Source organism: Bifidobacterium aesculapii (assembly GCF_001417815.1).
Lineage (GTDB): Bacteria > Actinomycetota > Actinomycetes > Actinomycetales > Bifidobacteriaceae > Bifidobacterium > Bifidobacterium aesculapii.
In genome coordinates this window covers 76,727-99,189 of sequence record NZ_BCFK01000028.1, presented here as the reverse complement: position 1 = coordinate 99,189, position 22,463 = coordinate 76,727, and the positions used below count along the sequence as shown (strand labels likewise).

The 22,463-nt window shown below is 66.5% G+C and carries 13 protein-coding genes and 1 pseudogene; 5 read left to right on the top strand and 9 right to left on the bottom strand.

Annotation, left to right across the window (positions count from 1 at the left end; genetic code table 11):
- Window positions 1–38 precede the first annotated feature (38 nt).
- On the bottom strand, window positions 39–824 hold the full coding sequence (locus tag BFAL_RS04070) for a nitroreductase family protein (RefSeq protein WP_055427167.1): 786 nt from the start codon (window positions 822–824) through the stop codon (window positions 39–41).
- A gap of 192 nt (window positions 825–1,016) precedes the next feature.
- Here BFAL_RS04070 and ppgK point away from each other — a divergent pair, with 192 nt between their 5' ends.
- A complete protein-coding gene (ppgK, locus tag BFAL_RS04065) occupies window positions 1,017–1,784 on the top strand; it encodes a polyphosphate--glucose phosphotransferase (RefSeq protein WP_055427140.1) in 768 nt (255 codons plus the stop codon).
- Entirely contained in the window at window positions 1,781–2,956 is a 1,176-nt protein-coding gene (locus BFAL_RS04060) for a pyridoxal phosphate-dependent aminotransferase (RefSeq protein ID WP_055427139.1), read from the top strand. The genes ppgK and BFAL_RS04060 overlap by 4 nt, the downstream gene beginning before the upstream one ends.
- A gap of 13 nt (window positions 2,957–2,969) precedes the next feature.
- Here the strand turns inward: BFAL_RS04060 and BFAL_RS04055 are convergent, their stop codons facing one another.
- The 3 genes and pseudogenes from BFAL_RS04055 to BFAL_RS04045 all read right to left on the bottom strand — a co-directional run bounded on the left by BFAL_RS04055 (window position 2,970) and on the right by BFAL_RS04045 (window position 7,855).
- Window positions 2,970–3,761, bottom strand: coding sequence for an ATP-binding cassette domain-containing protein (locus BFAL_RS04055; protein WP_055427138.1), 792 nt, complete (start codon window positions 3,759–3,761; stop codon window positions 2,970–2,972).
- An 83-nt stretch (window positions 3,762–3,844) separates the two neighbouring features.
- Window positions 3,845–5,512: pseudogene (locus tag BFAL_RS04050) on the bottom strand (aryl-sulfate sulfotransferase).
- Between the two features lie 168 nt (window positions 5,513–5,680).
- Window positions 5,681–7,855, bottom strand: a complete 2,175-nt coding sequence (locus tag BFAL_RS04045) for a hypothetical protein (protein WP_236691658.1) — start codon at window positions 7,853–7,855, stop codon at window positions 5,681–5,683.
- A gap of 78 nt (window positions 7,856–7,933) precedes the next feature.
- Here BFAL_RS04045 and BFAL_RS04040 point away from each other — a divergent pair, with 78 nt between their 5' ends.
- Window positions 7,934–11,437: a tetratricopeptide repeat protein gene (locus BFAL_RS04040; RefSeq protein ID WP_055427137.1), complete on the top strand. Its 3,504-nt coding sequence runs from the start codon at window positions 7,934–7,936 to the stop codon at window positions 11,435–11,437.
- Between the two features lie 28 nt (window positions 11,438–11,465).
- Here BFAL_RS04040 and BFAL_RS04035 read toward each other — a convergent pair whose 3' ends face one another.
- The 3 genes from BFAL_RS04035 to BFAL_RS11705 form a co-directional block, all read right to left on the bottom strand.
- Entirely contained in the window at window positions 11,466–12,614 is a 1,149-nt protein-coding gene (locus tag BFAL_RS04035) for an Mrp/NBP35 family ATP-binding protein (protein ID WP_055427136.1), read from the bottom strand.
- Between the two features lie 91 nt (window positions 12,615–12,705).
- Window positions 12,706–15,474, bottom strand: coding sequence for an NAD-dependent DNA ligase LigA (ligA, locus tag BFAL_RS04030; RefSeq protein WP_082440350.1), 2,769 nt, complete (start codon window positions 15,472–15,474; stop codon window positions 12,706–12,708).
- Between the two features lie 170 nt (window positions 15,475–15,644).
- Window positions 15,645–16,145, bottom strand: coding sequence for a DUF805 domain-containing protein (locus tag BFAL_RS11705; protein WP_201780442.1), 501 nt, complete (start codon window positions 16,143–16,145; stop codon window positions 15,645–15,647).
- A gap of 298 nt (window positions 16,146–16,443) precedes the next feature.
- Here BFAL_RS11705 and BFAL_RS04020 point away from each other — a divergent pair, with 298 nt between their 5' ends.
- Window positions 16,444–18,321: an oleate hydratase gene (locus BFAL_RS04020; protein WP_055427135.1), complete on the top strand. Its 1,878-nt coding sequence runs from the start codon at window positions 16,444–16,446 to the stop codon at window positions 18,319–18,321.
- Window positions 18,322–18,494: 173 nt separating this feature from the next.
- A complete protein-coding gene (locus BFAL_RS04015) occupies window positions 18,495–19,574 on the top strand; it encodes an InlB B-repeat-containing protein (RefSeq protein ID WP_055427134.1) in 1,080 nt (359 codons plus the stop codon).
- Window positions 19,575–19,786: 212 nt separating this feature from the next.
- On the opposite strand, the gene BFAL_RS04010 is transcribed toward BFAL_RS04015, so the two are convergent.
- Window positions 19,787–20,614 (bottom strand): aldo/keto reductase, encoded by an 828-nt coding sequence (locus BFAL_RS04010; RefSeq protein ID WP_055427133.1) that lies wholly within the window; start codon window positions 20,612–20,614, stop codon window positions 19,787–19,789.
- Window positions 20,615–20,834: 220 nt separating this feature from the next.
- Window positions 20,835–22,268, bottom strand: a complete 1,434-nt coding sequence (gene glnA, locus BFAL_RS04005) for a type I glutamate--ammonia ligase (RefSeq protein WP_236691663.1) — start codon at window positions 22,266–22,268, stop codon at window positions 20,835–20,837.
- Window positions 22,269–22,463 lie beyond the last annotated feature (195 nt).

Here is a 22,463-nt window from a genome sequence, read left to right as displayed (position 1 = left end):
AGCGCAACCTATGTTTCGCTGTGCGGGAGCCCGCCGGACTACCGGCGGGTGAAGATCCCGTTGTCCCCCCATGTCCACTGGCCTTGGCCGGCGCCGATCTGGAAGTGGAGTTTGGCGATGCCGAGGTCGTTGAACGCCCAGTGTTCGTCGCCCGCCGACGGGTCGATGTGCGCCGAGGCGGTGCCCGACGCGGCGTCATACGAGAAGACGACCGGCTGGCGGTTCATCGCGCTCGGGGCCTTCATCGCCGCCTCGACGCCCGCCCTGAACCATGCCGGAGCCGTCTCCCGCTCCGCGGCGGACATGCCGGCCGTGAACTGCTCGTAGGTCTTGGTCTCACGGTGCGTGCGTTGGAATTCGGCAAGCTCCTCGAACGGTTTCGCGAGACGTTCCACGTGATGCTCGGGGTGGCCGATCACCACGCCCAGATACAGTTCCTCGCCGTTGCGGATGTGGCAGTGGCGCGCCGCCTCGGCGCGGTCCCAGCTGCCGGCGACCCACAATGTGCCGAGTCCGCGCAGCGTGGCGGCGAGCACGGCGCGTTCGCCGTAGAATCCGGCGCGTTCCTTCGCTTCGTCGTCGTCTTTCGGGCCGACGATGGCCAGATAGTTCGCGGCGTTGGTCAGATGCCCTGAGGTGTTCGCCTCGGCGAACACCTTGGGACGGTCGCATACCAGCTGGATGTGCAGGTCGCCGAGAAGGTTGAGCGGCGCGAGCAGCATGTCGATCTGACGGGCCGTGTCGTCGTCGATCGGCTCGGGGTCGTAGGAGCGGATGGCGGTGCGGATGTCCACCGCGTCGATGAGTTGCGTATGTTCTGCCATGGCTCCCATTATGGCATCGTTCGCCGTCGGTCCGACGCTCTGATCTGCGGGCACGTTCCGATATCGTCATCCGTTACCGGGCGTTCATGCCGCCGCGTCCATACGCTGAGGCATGAACGCCCGTTTTGGGATGCAGGGGCGGTACGATGCAGGTAAGCGAAAGCACATCCCGATACAAGAGGAGGATCGACGATGATTGAAACCGCACAGGCCTTCGGCATCGACATCGGCGGCTCCGGCATCAAGGCCGCGCCCGTCAACCTGGAGAAGGGCGAGTTCGCCGAACCGCGTCTCAAGATCCTGACCCCCGAGGTCTCCACGCCGGACGCGGTCGCCAAAATCGTGCGCCAGCAGCTCGACCACTTCGAAGTGCCCGAATCCGCCCCCGTGGGCATCGCGTTCCCCGCCCCCATCAAGCCGGGCCAGCCGCTCGACTTCATGGCGAACCTCGACCAGTCCTGGGTGGGCGTCGACGTGACCGAGGTCTTCTCCGAGGCCGCGGGACGCCCCGTCACCGTCGTCAACGACGCCGACGCGGCCGGCCTCGCCGAGCAGCAGTTCGGCGCGGCCAAGGGCAAGGAAGGCCTCGTCATCGCCACGACGCTCGGCACCGGCATCGGCACCGCGCTCATCATCGACGGCGTGCTCGTGCCCAACACCGAGCTCGGCCATCTCATCCTCAACACCAAGCACCTCGACGCGGAGAAGTACGCGGCCAGCTCCATCAAGGAACAGGAGGATCTGAGCTACAAGAAGTGGGCGAAGCGCCTCACCAAGTACTACGGCCTGCTGGAGAAGTACTTCAACCCGGACCTGTTCGTCATCGGCGGCGGCGTGAGCCGCAAGTCGGACAAGTTCATCCCGTTCATCGACGTGAAGACGCCGATCGTGCCGGCCGAGCTGCGCAACGAGGCCGGCATCGTCGGCGCCGCCTACTACGCCAGCACCAGGCAGGCATGACGGTCCGGTTCTCCTCGCGAGTCGACGTCTCCGCCCCGAACCCGATCGCGGCCGCCGAGGCCGCGGCCCGGGCCCGGGGCGTGATGCTCGACAGACTCAACGACTCCAACCCCACCCGGCACGGACTCGCCCCCGCCGAGGTGCCCGGCGTGTACACGGCCGAACCGCGCGGCCCCCGCACGGCACGCGAGGCACTTGCCGGCTTCCTGGCCCGTCAAGAAGGGGAGGGCGACGTCGACCCCGACTCCCTCTACCTGCTGAGTTCGACGTCCGAAGCGTATTCGTGGCTCATCAAACTGCTGTGCGATGCGGGCGACGCGGTCCTCGCGCCGAAACCCGGCTATCCGCTCATCGAATCCATAGCCCGTCTCGAATGCGTGGACTCCATCGAATACCAGTTGCGTTTCGACGGCTCATGGACCATCGACACCGCCGAAATCGAGGACATCCTCTACTCCGAGGAAGGCGAGCGCATCCGCGCGCTTGTGATCATCAACCCGAACAATCCCACCGGCTCGTACGTGAAGCCCGGGGAACGCGCCGCGCTGGTGCGCCTGTGCCGCGAACGCGGCGTGGCCATCATCGCCGACGAGGTGTTCTACGACTATGCGCTCGAACCGTTCAACGGCAATGCACGGCTCGCGGGGGAGCGCGGCGTGCTCACGTTCGCGCTTGACGGATTCTCGAAGATGCTCGCCGCGCCGCATGCGAAGGTCGGGTGGATCCGCGTCTCCGGGCCCGAACAGGATGTACGCGAGGCGCAGCGCCGGCTCGACGTCATCGCCGACGACTATCTGCCGATGAGCGACATCATCGCCGAACGGCTGCCGGATCTGCTCGACGCGGCGCCGCGGCAGACGACGCGCGTGCGCGAACGGGTGCGCGGCAACCTCGCCGTCCTGCATGGCATGCTCGCGCGTGACGAGCACGGTCTGACCGACGTGCTGCGGGCGGAGGGAGGCTGGAACGTGCTGCTGCGCGTGCCGGCCGTCATCGACGAGAACGATCTCGTCCTGCGCCTCATCGACAGGTGCGGGCTCACCGGGCAGCCGGGGTATTTCTTCGACATGACGTCGAACGGGTATCTGGCGCTGTCGCTGCTGCCGGAACCCGACGTGTTCCGGCGCAACGTGCGCGCCGTGCTCGACACGGTCAGCGGAATGCTCGGCTGACCGTGTCAAGCGGCTAGGCGGCCGAGCGCGCCTCCTCGTAGCGGCGGCGGATGAGCTCCATGTAGAAGGCGACGGCCTCCTGCGGGGTGCCGTCGAACGCGACATGGCCGCCGTCGAGCACCAGCGTGCGGTCGATGGCGTATTCGGGGCGGACGATCATGTCGGTGTCATGCGTGGCGACGACGACCTGCTTGTCGTAGGTGAACAACGCTTCGGCCACGTGCCGCGTACCGACTTCGTCGAGTCCCTTCGACGGCTCGTCCGCGACGATCGCCGCCGGGTCGAACGCGAGTGCGGCGGCGATTGCGAGCAGGTGGCGTTTCTCCGAATCGAGTTCGGCGGCCTTCGCCCCGCGCATCCGCTGCAGACCGAAGTGCGCGAACAGGTTGCCGATGCGCGCGCTGCGTTCCGCGTCCGCGATCTTGTGCTTCTTGAGGGAGTCGTCGACGGCCTTGGCGATGTTCTCCGCACGGTAGAAGACGTTCGGGATTTCCTCGCGGCGCACCTTGCCGACCCATTCGTCGACGGTCCTGCGGTCACGCTTCGACGAGGTGTCGAGCGACGTGCCGCCGCCGGCGACCGTCACCGTGCCGGCGGACGGCGTGAGCGAGCCGTCCAGCAGACCCAGCAGCGTGGATTTGCCGGCGCCGTTGAGTCCGATGATCGCGGTGCGGCGTTCGGTGATGGTCAGATCCGTGGGGGACAGGCCGACATGGCCATCGTCATAGGTGTGGCCCGCCGCGGCGAGCGTGAACGTGAGCGACGCCGGTCGAGGCGTGTCTTTGCGTGCGAAGAAGAAGCCCATGGCCTCCAGTGTAGTGGGGGTCATGGGCCGGGTCGCGGATGGTCTCGGATGGCTTCGGACGGGGCGGGCTTCGACCCTGTCCGTCAGGCGAAGTAGAAGCCCTTGAAGTCGTAGTCGTACACGCGGTAGATGTACGAGGTGGACAGCGCCATCCGGTATTGGGCTTCGAGATCGCCGTCGTCATCGTACAGGCCGAACACGCCCTGCATGCCGGTGTCGACGAGGTTGACGTCGTCGTCGATCTCCTGCGCAGAGCTCACGTACGGCGAATACGGCACGTCGAACGACTGTACTTCGGTGTATGTGCCGGCGTTCTCGTCGACCAGGTACTTGCGGAACTGGGAGTTCGAGTTCTCGTCCTTGGCGCTCTGTGCGGTGGAGATGCCCTTGATCGTCGTCCAGTCGTAGTCGGGGCGGGTCATCGCGTAGCCGAAGTTGTTGTCGAACATATAAATGTAGTATTGGCCGTCCGGCAGGGAGTCGTCGGCCTGGTAGGTGATCGAGTGCTGGCCGCCCGTGTCGCCGAAGTCGCCGAGCTTGCTCAGGAACGAATCCTTGTAGGAGGTGCCGTCCCACACGCTCGGTTCGCCGATCATGTACGCGACCTTCGGATCGGTCTCGATGTCGTCCACCTTGATGATCGTCGAGGTCTCGCGCGCGGAAAGCAGCGCGGAGCCGTCGTCCAGCAGCTGGATCGTGTTGAAGTGAATCCAATCCCAGCGGTTGGTGGCGGTCGGATCGGATTCGTCGATGCCCGAATGGTCGGTGGACTGCTTGTAGTCGGGGAACACCTCGCCGAAGTCGACGAGCTGCGTGACCTCGCCGGTCGTGGTGTCCACCTTGATGACCTGGTCCTGCACGGCGTGGTCGGAGCGTGTGAGGTCGGTGGCCAGGGAGACGATGTTCCCGTCGCCGTCGAGCGCGTAGTCGTGGTGGAGGATGAACCGGTCGCCCAGGTCGATGATCTTTTCCAGTTTGCCCAGACGGTTCATGCCGACGAACGTCTTCGTGGAGGCGGAGAACCACATGAGTCCGTCGTCGTCGAACAGCAGACGGTGCGAACGGTAGTAGAGCACCGGCACCTCGCCGCGCAGCACGCCGTTGACGTCGTAGTAGTACATGAAGTCCTGCTCGTTGGAATCGTTGCCGAGAATCGCGTACAGGCCGTTGCCGACCGCCTCGACGGCGTCGGAGGAAGGCTCGACCGCCCGTTCGAGACGGACCTCTTCCGCGCCGAGGAGCTTCGCGCCGGTGCGCGTGAGCGTCTTCGTGCCGACCGTCGCGCCGGAGGCGTCCTTCAATGTGAACGTGATCGTGTTCTTCGCGCCGGGGATGAGGCCGAGCACGAGGAACTCGTGGGTCGTGGCATAATCGTCGCCCTACTCGGCCGTGGCGGAGAAGTCGGGGTAGCCGTCGGCGCTTACCGTGTAGGAGACGCTGGAGGCCTCGTCCGTGGTGAAGTAGACGTACAGCGACGTGGTGTTCGTACCGTACGGGTTCTCCTTGACGTACGGGTCGTCGAAGGTGGCGGCGGCGCTGTCGCGCTCGGAGGCGAGCGTCTCGTCGGCCATGGCATGGAAGTCCGTGGTGTATACGTTCTCGATGCGGGCGTTGAGCCGTTCGACGCGGCGCTCACGGATGGCGGCATCGACATTGTCCTGCGTGAGCAGGCACAATCCGAATGCGACGGCCATGGTGACGACGGCCGCCGCGATCTTCACGACGAGGTTCTTGGATGCTGTACGCTTCATTGTGCTGGGTTTCGGCTTTCACGAATGGTGTGCGGTCTCACATGTTGACCTGCCCAGTATTATGCTTCGTCCCTTGGAAATCATAGGATTCGGCTGGGGATTGCCTGAAGGGGACACCGTATTGCGCTGGAAGTCCACGGGCTTCGCCGCGAGGCGGGGAGCCGGACGCTACAGGACGAACCAGGACGCCACGTCGTGGAACAGACCCGGGTTCGTGCCGATCATCTGATCCTGACGGCCCGGCGTGAACAGGCACAGGATATTGATCAGCAGCGAGAGGAACAGCGCCAGCGGAACCACGAACCGCATGATCCGAACCGGCCACGTCGTTGTCGCGCCCGTCGTCCGTACGACGTCCGCATCCACCGCATCGTCGCCGATGCGCGCACCGTTCAACGCCCACAGGAGGCCGGGCAGCGCAGCCAGCGCGAACAGCCAGCCGAAATCACCCATGTAGCGCCATCCGAGGCCAGCGCTCGCCGCATCGAACACGACGACCAGCATGCCGATCGCCAACGCGGCCGCGGGCAGCGCCATCAACGCGGGGCGACGGCCGCGGCGCGATGCCCACGGCAGCGCCAGCGCCGCCAGCAGCATCGGGCACATCACGACCAGACCGCCCACCATCGGTTCCGCGAACGCCCACTGCGGCAGCGGCGTCGGCGACAATGCGACGAACGGGAATGCGTCGACGAGCCGCACCGGCAGCAGCAGATAGTAGCCGACCATCAGGGGGACGTCCCGCAGGGGCTGGCTGAACGCCGTCATATCCGTCACCGTGAACTGGTACTCGTTGCCGAACGTGAGGAATGAGCCGAACCGCACGTGGTTGTAGAGCGCGAGCGGGACCACTGGGACGAGCGCGGCGCCGAGCACGACGCCCGGGGCGCGCAACGCGTGCGCGACATGGATGCGGCGGGCGCGCAGATCGCCCGCCATGGCGCGGATTTGCGGCCAGAACAGCGGGATTCCCAGCAACGCCGCCAGACAGAACGTGGGCCGGCAGCCGAAATTCAGGGCGATGCACACTGCGCCCAGACCCAATCGGGGCAGGGACAGCTCCGGCGCGCCCTCGACGCGCCACCGGTCCGCCGGGTTGAGCGGGCGTTTCGTGGTCTGCGCGCCCAACCACAGCCACAATCCCAGCGTCGTGAGGGCGAGGGAGGCGGCGAACGGCACCGAATAGAAATTCGTGCGGTACGCCAGGTACACGGCATTCGACGCCAGCGGCATGAACGCCAGCAGGATGGACACGGCCGCGACCGACGTGCGCGGCGCCAGACGCACCACCAGACGGATGGCGAGCAGCCATAGGAACACCAATGCCAGGAACATGAGCAGGTGCACGGCCGCCGCGCTGGAGAGCATGCGCCCCGTCAACGCACGGTAGGGGGCGAACAGCAGCACCGCGGGCACCACGCCGAAATACGAGTACCAGCGGCCGTCATGGAAGGCGTAGTCCCAGTAGATGGGGCTCACGCCGGCATCCAGCAGGCGGCGGCGCGTCGCCACATCATACGGGTCGGCGGCGGATGCGAGCTCCGGGGGCACCGGCAGGTCGAGCGAGACACGGCCGTGCAGCAACGCGTCGGCGAGATGGCCGTACTGGTCGATGTCATACGTGTACCCGCCCGTCATATGGAACGACAGCGGTACGGCGTAGCGCATCTGCCACGCGACGTTCGCGACGGTCGCGACGGCGAACGGCGCCGTCAGCGCGGCGAACGCCAGACGCTGGCCGCGGCTGGACGGGTCGACGGGGATGCGCCACAGCCGCGAGCGCGGCCGCCACGCCGCCGCGGCGATCAGGACGCCGGCCATGAGCGCCACGCGCATCGGGCTGAACGAGAACGGCACGCGCACGTTCGCCCTCACCGCCTCGATGGGGACGACGGCGCCCTTCGCCTCCTCCACCCACACGCGCATCGTGCCGGAACCGGGCGCCCTGAGGAACAGGGAGCGAGACGACGACGTCGATACCGAGCGTACGATGCCAGTGCCGTCGCCGTCGGCGAACGTCACACGCAGATGGAAGACGCGCAGCGCGTCCTGCCTCGCGGCACGCACGTCCACGCGCGCGTAGTCGGACGTCCCGTCCGCCGGCACTTCGAGCCATGCGGACGTCGGGTCGGCGACGCGCAGCGCGCCCGCATCGGTGCGCACGAGACCGGGGCCCATGGCGTTGTCCGCCGAGGCGGAGTCCGTGCTCGCGCCCAATGTACGCCAGAACGGCAGGTTGAACCCCACGCATTCGATGAGCAATACGACGAGCACGCATGCGAGCGCGGCGAGCACCGTGCCGGGGCGCGGCGCATGGGACGGGCGACGGGGGAGACGAATCACCCGACCATTCTATAGTCAGTTATTCTCAGGGCTTCATCGCGAGGGGCCATGTCGGGTTGCGTTGGAACAATGTGAGGCATGTCAGTACGCAAGCTGCATCACCAAGGAAGCCCGTTCGATCCGCTGAAGGACGCGATGGGGCGGCTACGTGGGCTTGCCATGCATCTGACGCGTTCCGGCCGGGGCGCGTTCGAATCGGTCGACCCGTTCGGGGCCACCATCGACAAGGCGTCGCAGGCCGCGATCGCCGGCGGGTTCGTCAAGGACGCCTCGGACGGCGGCTCGACCGCTCCCACGCGTCTGGAGATGGACGTGGCGCAGGAGCTTGCCAGCCATTCGCGTCGGCTCGGCCCGCTTGTCAAACGCCGCACATACGACTTCGAGGACGTGCCGGGCCGTCTCACCCTCGGATGGGCGCAGCTGCCCGGCGGCAAGGGCGCCGCGGGGACGGGGTTCTCGCTCGGCGTGTTCGCCGACCGTGACCACTTCTCGCAGATCGCGGTCGCGGACGGCAAGGGGCGCGTCTTCGTCGGCACGCGGATCGGCATGGACGTGCAGGGCATGGAACCGAGGTTCATGCTCACCAAGGAACCGGGCGACGGCCGAGTCGGCGGCGGCGTCGTGGGCCGCGACGACAGCGGGCGGATGGTCTGGCTCGCCTCGTGGCGCCGTGACCGCGCCCATGGCGGCTACACGCTCGAACAGATGCGCTACCCGCTGTCCCGCGACATGCGTGAAGGACTCGAATACCGCGACGCCGTCGCCATCGCGTTCTTCGCCGCCTACATGCTGCCCCAGATGCGCGGCATGCTGGTCGGATTCGGCGCGGGCAACATCTTCCGCAGGCTCAACCGCGAGGCCCCGATGGGCGCCATCCGCCGTTCCGTGCGCGACATGATGGCGATGCGGGCGCATGGCATGCGCGTGTCGGGGCTCGAGGACCATTTCGCCGAACTCATGCACGAGGCCGGCGCGCTCGACGACGCGCCCGGCCTCGAAGCCGTGCACGGCGCCGAACCGCTGCACCTGTACACGTCCAGCTACTCCGGCTCGTACTTCTTCGGATGGGACTCCTCCCTGTCGTTGGCACCGGCCCTGCGCGCGCTCGCCATCGAAGGCAACCTCAACCGGTTCGCCGCGGTGAGCGCATGGCTGGAACGCAATGCGCGACTCGGTCTCGAACCCACCGAGGAGACGGTGACGCGCGCGCAGGCCGCCACCATCGACCTGAAGCTGCTCGACGACCCCGCGCTGCTCGCGCTCGGCGCGGATGACTCCGGCCGCTCCTCGGCGACCGCGGCGGGCGAGCGCAATGCTCTCGACGGCGCCGCCACGGGGCATGATGTGCGGCTGGACCGTGGGGCGGACCATCATGCGATGGCCTCGCTCATCGCGCAGGCGCATCGCATCGCACGAGGCATAGGCGAGCAGGCGGGCGAGCATGGCGACACCGGTTCGGAATGGGTGTACCGGCAGAGCATGGCGCTGCTGGTGCGGCGTCTGCGCCTGCCGTACCGGTTCGACGTGGAGATCCGTTCCGACCTCGCCTCCGGCCGCGTCGCCATCGGATTCACCACCGCTGGCGTGTCGATGATGCCCGCGACGCGCTATGACGAGTCGGAGCATCGTTGGGTGGCGTTGAGCGACCGGGAGCGCGCCGAGATGAGCGCCGCCTACAATCTGCGCGTCGGCCTGATCATGGCGGCGATGAGCTTCGCCGCCAGTGACCGTGTGCGCGAGGTGTCCCTGCATGTAGACTCATTGGGTTTGGAGGAGGCCGTCGCCGAGCAGGATTCCGCCATCGAGGAGATGATGAGCGAGGCGCTGAGCGCGTTCGAACGCATGCACACCGGCGGCATGGGCGCGGTGCGCGGCAAATCGGAGCCCAAGGACGGCGACTATCATGGCGACCCCACGCACACGCCCACCAAGCCGTTGGCCGACCGCGACCAGCAGGACGCCGATGGGTCGGGCGCCCAGTCCGCGGCGCAGGCCGGAACGCATGCCGAATCCGGTGCCGCGACGGCGCCTGGGGAGCATGACGACAGCATCGAGCGCCGCTTCGAGGACCTCATGCAGGGCGTCGACATCGATGAGGCCGCGTTCGCCATGCCCGGTGATGACGGCGACGGCGACGGGCATGCTGCGGATCCGTACGGCATCGATTCATCCGCCGACATGGACGGCGATTACGACGGCGACTACGACGGAGACGGGGAACAGGACGACGACATCGATCCGATGAACGTGCTCAAGCGCAATCCCACCGTGCGCAACCTCGCCACCGTGGCGTTCCCGAGGGAGGCGTTCCTCGCCCGCATCGACGAGGACGCCCTCGACCATCCGATGGAGACCTACCACATGTTCGACGCGGTGATGGACGTCGACGGCGACGGGGCGCTCAAACCGGTCAGCGCCGGCTTCGACCTGCGCGACCAGCGGTTCGCCCCCATCGGCGCCCAGGAGCAGCCCGAAATGTCCGACCACGTGTTCGCGCCCGAGGCCGCGCGCGTGCTCGGCACCGGCGACGCGGTCGGATTGTCCATCCAACGCGTCGACCTGCTGCAACGGGCCGAATCCGACTTCCACCGCATCGCCGGCGATGACGCGATGCCCTCGGTGACCAAGGCGAAGGAGGCGATGCGGATCATCGACATGATCGGCGACCCGGAACTCGCCGACCAGGCGTCGAACGTGACGAGCGCGCTCATCGATGGACGCGATACGCCGTCCATCGCGATGACCGTGGCCGACGAGCTCGACCGTGAGCGGCTCAAGGCCCGCGATCTGCTGTTCGGCGGGCGAGTGAATCAGGCGTTCGAGGCGGCCGAGGCCGCGATCGGCCGCCTCGACGCCATGTGGAAACGGGGCGACGGCGTCCCACGCTACTTCAACTCGTATGCGGAGCGCGTGATCTACAACCGTCTGTTCGCCACGCAGGGGGAGCGCACCGTGCTCATCCCCGACAACCTGTTCTACGCGCACATGGAACTCGCCGACGTGCTCGCCCAGATCAAGGGGGCGAAGGCGTCGTTGCCCCATCTGAACGCCATGGTCGCCTACGCGCCCGCCTATCCGCTCACGCATCTCAAGCTCGCGGTGCAGCTGGCACGCAGCGAGGACTGGGATTCGGCGCGCGCCGCATGCCTCAACGCGCTGCGCGTCGCACTCGACCGGGACGACGCCGCCTTCGCGTACTACCGTCTCGCGTACACGGAATGGATGCAGGACCGCTTCGACACGGCGGTGGCATCCTATCTGATGAGCGATCACATCGCGGCCGGGCAGATCGACTCGTTGGAAAGCGAGCTGCAGGAGCTCGTCGCCCGCGCCGACTCCCAGTGCATCCGCGTTCCGGAGAACGTGGACGAGGCGGCGCACGTCCTAGCCTCGCACGATCTGCCCGTCTGGCCGCACACCGAGGCCGCGGACATCGTGCGTGACGCGGCGCGTCTCACCGTCGACGAAGGCATGTTCGTGCCGGCTCGCACATTGTCCGTCGCGGCCGCCCGCATGAACGACGACGGCGGCAGTGGCATTGATGTGGTCCAGGCGCAGTTCATCCGCTCCTTGAACGGGTGACGCCCGTCACCGCCCGTTCAAGGAGGCGTCAGGCGGCCATGAGCCGTTCCGCCAGCGCCCGGAACTCGTTGCCGATGCCGTCGGGGCGCAGCGCGCCTTCGGCATCCAATACGGCCGGACGCCCGGCCTCACCGGTCTCGCGCAGCTCCGGCTCCAACGGCAGCCGAGCCATCAGAGGCACCTCGTAGCCGAGCGCCTCGGTGAGCTGTTCGGCTACGCGCTCGCCGCCGCCATGGCCGAAGATCTCCAGCCTCTCGCCCTTGTGCTCGTACCAGCTCATGTTCTCCACCACGCCGCGCACCTTCATCGGCACCTGCAGCGCCACGAGACCGGAACGCACGGCCACGTCTGAGGCGCTCGGCTGCGGCGTGGTCACGACGACGAGTTCCGCATTAGGCAGCGCCTGCGCCACGGAGATCGCCATGTCGCCGGTACCGGGGGCGAGGTCGAGCAGCAACACGTCCGGCTCGCCCCACCACACGTCGGAGAGGAACTGTTCCAGCGAACGCTGGAGCCTCGGACCACGCCACAGGATCGCACGGTCCGCGCCGGCGAACATGCCGATGGAGATGAGTTTGACACCCCATGCGGTGACGGGCATCAGCATGCCGTTCAGATTCGTGGGCTGCGTGTGCACGCCGAACAGGCGGGGCAGGGAGAAACCGTAGATATCCGCGTCGATCGCGGCCGTATCGTAGCCGAGCGCGGCGAACGTGGCCGCCAGATTCGCGGTGACCGACGATTTGCCGACGCCGCCCTTGCCGGAGGCGATCGCGAAAATGCGCGTTGTGATGCCGGGCTTGTTGAACGGATTCTGCTTGCGCTCGGCCTTGAGGTCGGCGACGAGGTCGTCAAGCTTGTCACGGCTCATGGAACCGACCTCGATGTGCGGGGTGAGCGTCGCATCCGGGTAGGAGGCGACCGCGCCGTTGATCTGGTTGGTGATGGTCTCGCTCAACGGGCATCCGGGCACGGTGAGTTCGACGTGCACGGTCACATCGTAGGCGTCGCGGGCATCGCCGTCGTTGTCGACGCCAGCGCGCACATCCGTGTTCGACGGCGCCGCCTCGATGGCGGCGATCATGCCCAGATCGGTCACGGAACGGCCGAGTTCCGGGTCGATGACACGGCTCAATCGTTCGTAGATGTCGGCTTCAATCCTGCGCGCGTCGCTCATGCGGTGCTTCCTCCTTCGTTCGGGCGGCTCCCACCTTAGCGTGTGCCGGCACGCCATGCCAGAGCCGGCGGCGAATCGGCCGCCGTCACGGTCACGATTCGACAGTACGCGTGTTGCCCTCCGGCTCTTCGGAGGTCGCCGATGCCTCGGGGGCTGCGTCTGGAATCTCGCCGGTCTTGAGCAGGTGGGCGAACCCGTCCTCGTCGATCATCGGGATGCCGAGCTCCTCGGCCTTGGCGGCCTTGGAGCCGGCGTTCGCGCCGACGACGACCCAGTCGGTCTTCTTGCTCACCGAACCGGCCGCCTTGCCGCCGCGTGCGATGATCGCCTCCTTCGCGGAATCGCGTGAATACCCTTCCAGCGAACCGGTGACGACGACCGTCTTGCCGGCGAGCGTCTGCGGCAGCGTGCTCGCCTCCGCCGCGGCCACGCCCACGCCGGCGGCCTTCCACGCGCGCAGCGTCTCGCCGCGCCAGTCACCGGGCTCGCGCGCCGCCGCGAACCAGTTCACCACGGATTGAGCGATCTCCGGGCCCACGCCGTCGATCGCGGTGAGTTCCTCCTCGCTCGCCGCCGCGATCGCGTCGAGCGAACCGAGCGACGAGGCGATCAGGCGCGCGGTCGGCGGTCCGAGCCGGCGGATCGAGAGCGCCACGAGCACACGCCACAGGTCCGCGTGACGCGCCTTGTCCATCTCGTCGAACATCTTGCGCGTGTTCTCGCCGGGACGGATGTAGACCGGCACGTCGGCCTCGCCCGCACGCGTGCGCTTGCTGTCCACGCGTACGATGACCGCGTCCGTCGGCACGTCGTAGTCCGGATAGGCGGTCACGGTGACGTCGTTCGCGTCCGGTGCGCCTGCGCGCGCCTGAAGCTGCTTCGCGGTGAGTTTCCTCGCCGCAGTGGGCGTGGTCCAGAACGCGGGCACCTGATGCCACAGGCCGGAACCTCCCACACGCTTGCGTGTCTTCTTCTTCCGCCCGTTCGTGCCGACCGTCTCATGCACTTCGATGATCGGCGCCTCGCGCCACACACGCACGTCCTTCAGGTCCGCCGCGGTCAGGGCGAACAGGCCCGCCTCGGAGGACAGCACCGGCGTCTGCCGTTCCGGCAGCGACAGTCCTTCGACCGGCTCGTACGGTTCCGGCTCCTCGCCGGGCTGCACGAGGATCTCCGTGATGTTCGGCGCGTAGGTCGCGACCGAATCCGGCCGGTTCTCCTCCGGATTCGTCAGCGCGACGGCCGACTGGTCGCCCAGATGCTCGATGTCGAACGCCTTGCGCGAGGCGAGCGAGATCACGCGTTCGGTCAGCTGCGCGGGGCAGCTTTCCACGTTCGGGCAGCGGATGTCCTTGTCGCCTTCCTTGGCGGGCGCCAGCTTCGCACCGCAGGAGGGGCAGTGTTCCGGCATGACGAACTCGCGCAATTCGCCCTCCCGGCCCTTGCGGCGTTCCAGCACGGGGCCTACGAGCTCGGGAATCACGTCGCCGGCCTTGCGCACGACGACCGTATCGCCGATGAGCACGTTCTTGCGCTTCACCTCAGACGGATTATGCAGGGTGGTGCGCGCCACCGTGGAGCCGGCCACGTACACGGGCTTCAGGATCGCCACCGGGGTGACACGGCCGGTGCGGCCCACCTGCACGGTGATGTCGAGCAGTTCGGTGTTGACCTCCTCCGGCGGGTACTTGTAGGCGATGGCCCAGCGTGGCGCGCGCGAGGTCGCGCCCAACGTGCGCTGCAGCGCCAGATCGTCCACCTTGACGACGATGCCGTCGAGCGCATGTTCGATGTCGCCGCGATGCTCGCCGTAGTAGTCGATCATCGCGAGAATCTCGCTGAACGACGTGACGGTGCGATTGTGCGGCGAGACCGGCACGCCCCACTTCTCGTACAATGCGTACGCTTCGGACTGATCGTTCACCGCATCGTGCGTTCCGGCCGCGCGGCCCGCGCCCCAGCGCAACGTGCCGATGCCGTGCGCGTAGAAGCTCAATCGGCGGGTCGCGGTGATGCGCGGATCCTTCTGGCGCAGGGAGCCGGCCGCCGCGTTGCGCGGGTTGGCGAACGGGGCGCGGCCCGCGTCCTCCTGCTCGCGGTTCAACGTGTGGAAGTCGTCCCATCGCATGAACACCTCGCCGCGGATCTCCACGAATTCGGGGATGTCGCCTGTGTCGCCGCCGAGGTTCGCGGGGATGGAGCCGATGGTGCGCACGTTGAGCGTGATGTCTTCGCCGGTTACGCCGTCGCCGCGCGTGAGGCCCTGTTCGAGCACGCCGTTGCGGTAGATGAGGTTCAGCGCGAGACCGTCGATTTTCACCTCGCAGCTCATCGGCAGGGCCTTGCCGTCCGGCCAGTCGAGGTCGCGGCGCACTGAATCGTACCAGTCCCTGAGCTCTTCGATGGAGAACACGTCGTCGAGGCTCATCATGCGGCTCGGATGACGTACGGATGTGAAATCGTTGGAGAACGTGCCGCCCACCCGATGCGTCGGGCTCTGCGGGTTGTCGAGCGCGGGGAACGCGGCCTCAAGCCGTTGCAGACAGCGCAGGCGCGCATCATATGCGGTGTCGGAGGAGACGGGCGCGTCGTCGATGTAGTAGGCGATCTGATCGGACTCCACCCATGCGGCGACGCGCGCCCATAGACGCGCTGCATTCTCGGAGTTCAACGACGCCATGTCGAGCCGGTCCAGACGGACGGCGTCGGCGTCGGTCGCCTGCAATGCGGCAATCCACCGTTCGGTGCCCGGGGCGAGATGCGCGATGCCCTCATCGGCCACGACGGACGGCAGCCCCTGGGCCGCGCCGTCGGTCGCGTCCATCGCGTCGAAATCCCAAGCCAACTGACCGTCCGTCATATTCCCGTCCTTGCATGCGTCGATGTTCCGCAACGATTGTACCCAACGGCAGCGGGAGGCGGGCGGGATGCGGCCCGAACGCGTGTGGTCCGCCTCCCGGTAAGGAGGCGGACCACACGGGACACGTCGAGGCGATGGTTGCCGGCGGTGGGCCGGTCAACGGTCCGGGCTCACAGCAGCACGGCGAATGCGGAGGAGGACGCGGCCACGACGCCGATGATGATCATCAGCAGCCACAGCACCACGCTGACGACCACGGAGACCAGCGCGCCCATGCCGGCCTTCTTCGCGTCGCCGGGCTTGGAATCCTTCCATACGAGGAACAGGATGAGGCCGACAAGCGGGATGAAGAAGCCGAGTATCGCCCAGCCGAACGAACCCTGATCGTTCGGCTGGGCTTGCGGAGCACTGTAGCCGGGGGCCGCCGGAGCCGCACCATAGGGGAACTGGGGCTGCTGGCCGTATGCGGGAGGCTGGTACCCGGGCGCCGGGGCCGCACCATACGGGGCTTGGGGTTGGGCGTACGGGTTCTGCTGGGGTGTGCCGTATGCGGGTTGCGCAGGCGCGGGGACAGGGGAGGGCTGGCCGTAGGCGGGCACCTGCGGCGCGCCGTATTCAGGCGGCTGGCCGTAAGGGGGTTGGGGCTGGGGCACTTGGTTGTTGTCGGTCATCATCATTCCCTTCTGTTCATGCCCGGAACGTGATGACGTGCTCCGGACGGTGCCGCCGTACCGCTTCGATGCAGTGCGGACTAGGTCACGATTCCATAGTAGCCCCTGAAAAGCGATAGGGCCACCGGAATCGTGCGCGATGACGCCGTTCCCTCCGATTATTCCGTGTGCCGGGCTTTGACGGGTGGATATTCGTCGAAACCCGGCGTACTGTCTATGGCGAGAGGGAAGAAAATGCGACAGTATGTCCATGACACGAAGTTGACGTCATGTCAACTCATCCCCAAGGAGGCGGAGCATGTATTATTCCAACGGCAACTACGAGGCGTTCGCCCATCCGAAGAAGCCCGAAGGCGTTGACGGCAAATCGGCCTACATCATCGGCACTGGGCTCGCGGCACTGTCCGCCGCATGCTACCTGGTGCGTGACGCGCAGATGCCCGGCGAGCGCATCCACATCCTCGAAAAGGACGCGGTCCCCGGTGGCGCGTGCGACGGCGCCGAAATTCCCGGCCTCGGCTACGTGATGCGCGGCGGACGCGAGATGGACAACCACTTCGAGGTGATGTGGGACCTGTTCCGTTCCATTCCCTCCATCGAGACCCCCGACGTCTCCGTGCTCGACGAATACTATTGGCTCAACAAGGAGGACCCGAACTACTCGCTGTGCCGCGCCACCAAGGACCGCGGCCACGACGCCGGGACCAACGGCAGGTTCGGCTTGTCCGACAAGGCCGCGCAGGAGATCATGAAGCTTTTCTTCACGCCCGATGAGGAGCTCTATGACAGGCCGATCACCGATTTCTTTGACGACGAAGTGCTGGACTCCAACTTCTGGATGTACTGGCGCACCATGTTCGCCTTCGAGAACTGGCATTCCGCGCTTGAGATGAAGCTGTATATCAAGCGCTACATCCATCACATCGGCGGCCTGCCGGATTTCTCGGCGTTGCGCTTCACGCGCTACAACCAGTACGAGTCGATGATCCTGCCGATGGTCAAGTACTTGGAATCGCACGGTGTGCAGTTCCACTACAACACCAAGGTCGAGAACGTGGAGTTCGCCATCGGCGGCGGGGACGGTCCCAGGCGCGAGCGCACCGGCGTGGGCCAGGACACGATCCTCAAGATCCAGGCGACCTCCGGCGTCTTCAAGCGCAACCCGTTCAGCTCCGACACCAGGAAGCTCGCCGTGCGCATCGACATCGACCACGAAGGCGACAAATCGTCCATCGACCTGACCGCTGACGACTACGTGTTCATCACCAACGGCGGATGCGTCGAGAACTCCACCATGGGCTCGCAGCATTCGCCCGCACCGTGGAATCCGGACCTGAAGCCTGGCGGCGGCTGGGACATGTGGCGCCGCATCGCCAAACAGGACCCGAGTTTCGGCCATCCGGACACGTTCTGCTCCGATCCGCAGGCCACCAAGTGGATGAGCGCCACCGTCACCACGCTGGATGGCGAGATACCGCCGTACATCAAACGCATCTGCAAGCGCGACCCGTTTACCGGCAAGGTCGTCACCGGCGGCATCGTCACCGTCACCGACTCCAACTGGCTCATGAGCTGGACCCTCAACCGCCAGCAGCAGTTCCGCGACCAGCCCAAGGACCAGTTATGCGTGTGGGTCTACGGCCTCTTCCCGGACAAGCCCGGCGATTATGTGAAGAAGCCGATGACCGAATGCACCGGCGAGGAGATCTGCGAAGAGTGGCTCTACCACATGGGTGTCCCGGCGGGGAGGATCGAGGCGCTCGCCAAATCCCATGCCAACACGGTGCCGGTGATGATGCCGTACATCACCGCGTTCTTCATGCCGCGCGCGGCCGGCGACCGGCCGGACGTGGTGCCCGACGGCGCCGTCAACTTCGCGTTCCTCGGCCAGTTCGCCGAAACCCCGCGCGACACGATCTTCACCACCGAATACTCGATGCGCACAGGCATGGAAGCGGTGTACACACTTCTCGACGTAGACCGCGGCGTACCCGAGGTGTGGGGCAGTGTGTACGACGTGCGCAACCTGCTCAACGCCACGGTCAAGCTGCGTGACGGCAAGCCGGTGACTGACATGAAGCTCAACTTCGTGGAACGTGCCGTGCTCGGCAAGATCTTGAAGAAGCTCGACGGCACCGACATCGCCGCGCTGCTCAAGGAATACCACGTGATCTGAGCGGCCGTGTCTCGGTATTCCCCCAGAGTTCATCCGCGCGTTCACCTGCGGGCATCCGTCACGGCGGGAACGGACGATGATGGATGATGAGAGGGGAGGGGACGGCGCCGTAACACGTCGGCTCGACCTGACGTGTTACGGCGCCGTCCCCATCCTCCCTAGAGGAGGAAACAATGACACAGTTCAAGAACACGCGCCGTGGCGCCGCGCTCAAGCGCCCGCTGATCGCCGCGCTGCTCACCATCGGCATGATCGTCCCGTCGGTCGGTCTCGTGCAGACCGCCGGTGCCGCCGAGTCCGCGCCGGTTGCGGCGCAGACCTCATCGGTTGCGGCGCAGCCCGGTGCGGCCAAGGCGCAGCCCGGTGCGGCCAAGAAGCCGGCCGCGCAGGCCAAGCCGGCATCTCCGGCGACCGCTCCGAAGGCCTCTGAGGACCAGAAGACCGCTGCGGCCGCGAAGACATCGGCGCCGGTTGCGTCGGCCGCGAAGCCCGCCGCCGCGGCTCCGGCGCAGTCCGCTCCCGCCAAGACGGCGGCTCCGGCCGCCGCCGCGGACGAACCGACCGTGTACTACCACTTCTACACGGATCCGGATTCCGAGGCGTCCGACCAGTCGATCGCCTGCACGACGGGCAAGACCATCGCGCAATGCCCCGGATTCCCGTACCTCACCATCTCTAAGCCGGGCTACCAGTTCGCCGGCTGGTATGCCTCCAAGGATTTGAGCGGCAGCCCGATCGACCCGAACACCACCATCGTGGACAAGGGCTGGGCCGCGTTCTACGCCAAGTGGGTCAAGGCCGAGAAGACGTTCACGCTCACCTTCGAGACCAACGGCGGCAGCGCCATCGCCCCGCAGCAGGTGAAGTCCGGCGAGAGCTATGCCGGTGACGCCGTCACCACGCGCGACGGCTACACGTTCGCCGGCTGGTTCGCGGACAAGGAGCTCGCCAAGCCCGTCGACCTGACCACTCTGAAGCTGTCCGCTGACACCACCGTATACGCCAAGTGGACGAAGAACGAGACCAAGCCGCAGCAGCCCGGCGGCCAGAACCAGACCAAGCCCGAGACCAAGCCTTTCACGAAGCCCGCTGCGAAGAAGCCCGCCGCCAAGAAGAGTGCGGCCAAGAAGACGACCGCTAAGAAGAGTGCGAAGAAGCTGTCCAAGACCGGCTCCTCCATCGCCTCCATCGCCATCTTCGCACTGGCGCTCGCCGGAGCCGGCATCGTGCTCGGCCGCAAGCGCGCCGAGTGACGGTGACGCTGCCGGCGACGGCCGCACCGTGATCAAAAATCAGAATCGGCGCAATCGCAGTGATTCCGCCGATCCGGATTCTTGATCACGCGGACCGCGCGGCATTCCGACCTATACGACGGTGGGGCTCCTCCATACAGGAGGAGCCCCACCGTTTTCGTCGCTTCATCGCCTTCCGCCGCCGGGAACAGGATGGGCGATGAGCCCATCCGTCAGAAATCGAACGTGTCCGGGTCGGCGCCGTTGCGGCGGCCCGTGTTGATCGCATTGACGGCGGCCATGTCCTCGCCGGTCAGGTTGAAGTCGAAGACGTCGAAGTTCTGGCGGATGCGCTCTGCGTGCGTGGACTTCGGCAGGACGATGACGCCGCGCTGGATGTGCCAGCGGATTACGACCTGCGCGGGCGACTTGCCGTATTTCGCGCCAATCGCGGCCAGACGCGGATCGGACAGCAGGTTGCCGCCGGTGCCGCCGAGCGGGCTCCACGCCTCCACGTCGATGCCCTGCGCGTGCGCGAAGTCGATGAGCTCCTGGTTGGCGAACTGCGGGGAGGATTCGATCTGGTCGACCGCTGGCCTCACATCCGAGTTCGCCAGCAGCTCCTCCAAGTGGTGACGCTGGAAGTTGCTCACGCCGATCGCCTTCGCGCGGCCGGCGGCGTAGATCGCCTGCAGGTCGTCCCACGCCTGCTGCCAGCCGTCGGCCGGCCAGTGGATCAGATACAGATCCACATAGTCGAGGCCGAGACGCTCGAGGCTCTCCTCGAACGCGGCCTGACCGCGATGGGCGCGGATGTCGTCGTTCCACAGCTTCGTGGTGACGAACACGTCGCCGCGCGGCACGCCGGAACGGCGCAGCCCCTCGCCCACGGACGTCTCGTTGCCGTAGATCATGGCAGTGTCGATGTGGCGGTATCCGGCCTCCAACGCCACGGTGACCGCGTCGACCGTGGTCGCGCCGTCCGGCGTCTGGAACACGCCCAGACCCACCTGCGGGATGACCGTGCCGTTGTTCAGAGTGATCGTCGATTGGATCGCCATGAGCGCCCTCCTTGATGTGGCTGATGATCCGTGGCTACGGCCGCCGACCGGCCATCGCCTTCCAAAATCTATTCTACGGATTTCGCGCGCAGCCATGACGGTTGCGCCATGCGTGGAATACGCGCGGATCGACGACTGTGGTCCGATGCGCGGGAACCCCCGTGGATGCGGTCGGCATCCACGGGGGTTCGGAACATCACGGTTCGCCTTCGCGAACCTATCAGATGTGGTAGTAGAGCTCGTACTCGAGCGGGGTCGGGGCCAGACGGGCCTGATCGATTTCGTCGCGCTTGAGCTCGATCCAGGTCTCGATGAGGTCGGGGGTGAACACGTCGCCGGCGGTGAGGAAGTCGTTGTCCTCCTCGAGGGCGTTGAGCGCCTCGCCGAGGGAGCTCGGCACCTGCTTGATGTTGGCGTGCTCTTCCGGCGGCAGCTCGTAGAGATCCTTGTCGACCGGAGCCGGCGGCTCGATGTGGTTGAGGATGCCGTCGAGGCCGGCCATCATCTGGGCGGAGAAGGCCAGGAACGGGTTGCAGGACGGATCCGGCGCGCGGAACTCGATGCGCTTGGAGGCGGGGGAGGTGCCGGCCAGCGGGATGCGGATGGCGGCGGAACGGTTGCGGGCCGAGTAGACCAGCGAGACCGGGGCCTCGAAGCCCGGGACCAGACGGTGGAAGGAGTTCAGCGACGGGTTCGTGAACGCGACCACGGCGGAGGAGTGCTTGATCAGGCCGCCGATGTACCAGCGGGCGATGTCGGACAGGCCGCCGTAGCCCTGCTCGTCGTAGAACAGCGGCTTGCCGTCCTTCCACAGGGACTGGTGGCAGTGCATGCCGGTGCCGTTGTCGCCGGCGATCGGCTTCGGCATGAAGGTCACGGACTTGCCGGCGAGGGCGGCGGTCTCGTGGACGACGTACTTGTACTTCATCAGGTCGTCGCCGGCGTGCTGCAGCGTGTTGAAGCGGTAGTTGATCTCCTGCTGGCCGGCGCCCGCCACCTCGTGGTGGGAACGCTCGAGCTGCAGGCCGACCTTCTGCAGGTTGGCGACCATGTCGTCGCGCAGATCCTGGTTGTGGTCGATCGGCGGCACCGGGAAGTAGCCGCGCTTGACGCGGTTCTTGAAGCCGATGTTCGGGGTGCCGTCCTCTTCGGTGTCGACGCCGGTGTTCCACGGGGCCTCGATGGAGTCGACCTCGTAGAAGGAGCGCTGCATGGAGTTCTCGTAGCGGACCTTGTCGAAGATGAAGAACTCCGCCTCGGGGGCGAAGGAGGCGGTGTCGGCGATGCCGGTGGACTTCAGGTAGGCCTCGGCCTTGCCGGCGACCTGACGCGGGTCGCGGGAGTACGGCTCATCGGTCAGCGGGTCGACGATGGAGAAAGCCACGTCGAGGGTCTTGTGCTTGCGGAACGGATCGATGAAGGCGGTGGTCACGTCCGGAACCAGCTTCATATCGGACTCGTTGATGGCCTGGAAGCCCTGCACGGACGATCCGTCGAACGGCATGCCGTCGGTGAACGCGTTGTCCAGGAACTCGCTGACCGGGACGGTGAAGTGCTGCTGCACGCCGATCAGGTCGGTGAAACGGACGGAGACGTACTCGACGCCTTCCTTGTTGATGAGGGCCTCGGCCTCTTCCGGCGTATGGGCGAAGATCTTGTTCTCAGCCACGATCGCTCCTTTTATCGAGATGACTTACAGGGTAAAAGCATAGGAACGCTCGTTTCGCCCGCTCGTAACTTCGGTTACGAGAATGTTTCGTGACCGGTAACGCTCGATCGCATGCGTTGCGTGGCGGCGGGTTCGCCGCGTTCGACGGCATGACGGTCGGTCGTCATGCATGTCCGGAAC